Source organism: Desulfovibrio sp. 1188_IL3213 (assembly GCF_036763145.1).
Taxonomy (GTDB): Bacteria; Desulfobacterota; Desulfovibrionia; order Desulfovibrionales; family Desulfovibrionaceae; genus Desulfovibrio.
Genome location: NZ_JBAIYR010000326.1, coordinates 1 through 2660 on the forward strand (window position 1 = coordinate 1; position 2660 = coordinate 2660).

The window sequence follows — 2660 nt, forward strand, 5'->3', positions numbered from 1 at the left end:
AATTTTGGTTGAAATTAATGAGTCATGTTATGCAGTTAAACCAAATTTCCGTTATTAATTCCAAAGAAAAGGAGATGTAGTTTATGGGAATGACTTTAGCAGATATTAAAGCGCAAGAAGAAAAATTAAAAAAAGAACAAGCGAAACTTCGCCAACAGAAAAAACGCTTGATTGAGAAAGAAAATGCTGCAATGGGCAAGGCTCTTCGCAAGCGTTTTGGGTTTGAAACTTTTGCTGATTTTGAGCGGTGGTTATCGTCAATTTCTGACGATCAGCAACACGAAAAAACAGTGGATAATGAGTGGCTTGCTGATGAAAAATCAGCGCCAAGCGAACGAGATTATCCCGATGAATCTGACGGCTTATTCGGAGTGATACCGAATAAGAAAAGTCAGATGAGTGAGAGTAAATTTACGTCAATATTTAATGACGTGAATTTACGATAAGCGATTATTTTGCGTGAAGCAAAATAAAGCGTAAAAGGAGTTGAGAGCGTGACACGCTTTCGGCTCCTTTTTTCGTTGTCACTTGTGACAGCGAAAACCCTCGGAGAGCGTTTGGAATTGTGACAGCCATGTCACAATTAGGAAAACGTTACTCTTTGACAAAGAGTAACAGAAAGGTTTACACTTTTTTTATTAGCGACAGCCGAAGGAGGGTTTTAACTTGGGGTTCAGTATTTCGTTCAAAAAGGGAACAAAGAATACAAGCATTTCTCATAATAATCGTGAGTTAACTGATAGCCAAAAAATCAATGACTGGCATAAGCATATTGATTTCACAAAATCGGATGAAAATATCTATTTAGAACAAACAAATATTCGTGAAAAATATGAAGAATTATTCGGTGAAGCCGTAGAAAAATATAATGCAAAGCAGAAAAGAGCCGATAGAAAAATCGAGGACTATTTAGCAAAGGTTCGCAAGGATAAAAAATTGGAACCACAGCGAGAATTTATCGTGCAAATTGGTACTCTTGATGATTTTCGTACTACTCGTGATGATGGTTCTTCTACTGGCATATCGGAACAACAAGCAGAACAAAATCGAGTGATTGCCAACAAAATTTTAGTTGAGTATTTCAAAGAATTTAAAGAACGGAATCCTAATTTATCCGTCTACAATGCTGTTATTCATAATGACGAAGTAAGTCCGCACCTGCATTTGAATATTGTTCCTGTTGCTGAAGGGTATAAACGGGGTGTTCAAAAGCAACCAAGTTTTAACAAAGCCTTGCAACAGCAGGGTTTACGAGCAGATAAAGAGAATGGTCGAGTGATTTGGAATAATTTTAGGAATCAGGAAGTTGAGTCAATTGAACGTTTGATGGCAGATTTTGGTTGGGAGCGTGAGTTAGTCGGTACTAACAAAATCAAAGATGTTCACGAATATAAAGAAATCATGAGCGAGATTTCAGAATTGCGTCAAACGGCCGTAAAAGAGCGTGAGAGCGTTTCTGATGAGTTGAGGTATATTTCTAGGCAAAGAGAAGAAAATGAGCGAGAAAAGGCTCTGGTGGCTTCTGAGAGAGTGAAGATTGAAGAAGAGAAGAAAAATATGCTGAATGTAAAAAAAGAGATGGCGGTCATTTTCCAAAAAGATATTGTTCCTTTAGAAAGTTTCAAGAGGCTTCCTGATGGTTCGTATCATTTATCTGGGAATGATTTTGTTGATTTGTATCAACGAGCTACGAGAGCAACAAATGCCAAGAGAAATGCTGATAACATGAGTGAGCAATATTTACAGATGCTTGAGCAAAATACAGAATTAAATGAGTATGTAGCTACATTGGAAGAAGAGCGTCATTTGTCTGGTAGAAAACAATTAGCAGATTTACAAGTGGAAAATAAAAAGCTGAAAGAAGAAAATCGCTCTTTACGCCAGCGTTTAGAGCGATTAAAAAACGCATTTCAAAAATCGATCACTCGTTTGTCTATCCGTTTTGGTCTTGCAGAAAAGGATATGGGGCTTTCTGAGGAATTAGAAGTGTTAGAGCAGGAGAAAACCTTATTTTATCGTCAAAACGTCTCACAGCGTAAATTAGAGCGTTCTGAAGATGAGATCGAGTGGTAGTTACGATGTGCAGTCAACGGTACCGGAGGCGGTTTGTGCCGAGGATAAGGAGTTGACGGCTAAACCACTAGCCTATTAAGCTGACATTTGCTAAAAAATGGCCAGTCCATTTTTTGGCCAACCTAGCGTTAGCGAAGTTTGGGGGCGCCCTTTTCAAAGGGTGCGGTTTTATTTTTTGGATATTTGCATAGCTAAAGAGAAGTGCTATTATTGAGTTAGCAAACAAATGAACTGAAAAAAGAGTAAAAAAATAGTCGAGCAACGCTACCAACGTTCTCGACCTTTACGGAAACTAATCGCACTAGCTCCGTAACTTCTTAATCATTATACGAATATTTTTAGATTTCTTCAAGACTAGAGATTTTTTGGTAATGAATTTTTAAGAGTTACGTGAACTTTTTAAAATTCTTTCCAGAAGTCTCTTTTTCTTTGAGGAGGAACAAAATTTGAGTAAACGTGGCACGATCGTGAATGAGTGGGAAAAACTTAACCGCATTTCTAACAGGCGGTTAAAGTATCAAAGTTTGACCCTTCCCTTAAAAATGCAGTGGTCAATTGACCGAATTACCATAGTCGGAAAACTGAAA

The 2660-nt window shown here is 37.7% G+C and carries 2 protein-coding genes; both read left to right on the forward strand.

The window, feature by feature from the left end:
* Nucleotides 1–83 precede the first annotated feature (83 nt).
* Nucleotides 84–446 carry a hypothetical protein gene (locus V6C16_RS10950; protein WP_137264908.1) on the forward strand — a complete coding sequence of 121 codons (363 nt, stop codon included), beginning with the start codon at nucleotides 84–86 and terminating at the stop codon, nucleotides 444–446.
* Between the two features lie 220 nt (nucleotides 447–666).
* Nucleotides 667–2073, forward strand: coding sequence for a plasmid recombination protein (locus V6C16_RS10955; protein WP_002333830.1), 1407 nt, complete (start codon nucleotides 667–669; stop codon nucleotides 2071–2073).
* Nucleotides 2074–2660: the final 587 nt, after the last annotated feature.